Genomic DNA, 207 nt, shown 5'->3' on the forward strand with positions numbered 1-207 from the left:
TGTGATATTGCCATCTGCACACCCCTTTACCGATACAAAAAATTAAAGTTAAACGCCATTTGGATATTCTTGGCATTGTCAATTCGAAATTGATTCCAACCGTGCGCCAAGGTTAACAGCCCGTGATCAGTAGAACGACCACAATGTTCATCGTTCAAATATGGATATACTCCGTCCATGGAAAGGGTCTGATCACTGGTCATTGGC

Annotated in this window: 1 pseudogene; it reads right to left on the reverse strand. The window is 42.5% G+C overall.

Annotated elements, in window-relative coordinates:
* Window positions 1-26 precede the first annotated feature (26 nt).
* Window positions 27-207: pseudogene (locus tag CES81_RS13715) on the reverse strand (phage tail family protein); the annotation flags it as partial.

Origin of the sequence: Secundilactobacillus pentosiphilus (assembly GCF_002217985.1) — a bacterium.
Taxonomy (GTDB): domain Bacteria; phylum Bacillota; class Bacilli; order Lactobacillales; family Lactobacillaceae; genus Secundilactobacillus; species Secundilactobacillus pentosiphilus.